The 409-nt window shown below is 31.1% G+C and carries 1 protein-coding gene; it reads right to left on the bottom strand.

The genetic code is table 11. The features are described 5' to 3' along the window. Nucleotides 1-409, bottom strand: a 409-nt coding sequence (locus GV818_RS33895) for an ATP-binding protein (RefSeq protein WP_161778764.1), incomplete at both ends; no start/stop codon positions are given.

The raw sequence follows: 409 nt of genomic DNA on the forward strand, positions 1-409 counted from the left end.
TTACTGTTGTGCCGTAATCATCTATCACAAGCAAATCTACATCTCTAATCATTTGATCTAATTCTTTTTCAGTCATTGCTACATTCTTGTTATAGGTATTTCGATAAGCTTTTACTAATTCAGTAACATCTAAGAATAAAGCTGTATAGCCTTTCTTTTTGACTTCTCTTACAACCGACATAGCTAAATGACTTTTGCCTATGCCATAACTCCCCTGTAAAAGTAGCGACTTTGGTTTATCTGGTTTAAAGTTAGCTGCATACTTTTGTAGAATCTGCTTAGCTTCTAATAAGTTTTTATTAGTTGGTTTATAATTATCAAATTCAGCTTTTAATAAATCATCATTCATCATGGATTGCTTAAATACTTTTTCAATATTCAAGCGTTTTTGATTTGCTTTGTGTTGGCT

The organism is Pseudomonas sp. Fl4BN1 (assembly GCF_009908285.1).
GTDB lineage: Bacteria > Pseudomonadota > Gammaproteobacteria > Pseudomonadales > Pseudomonadaceae > Aquipseudomonas.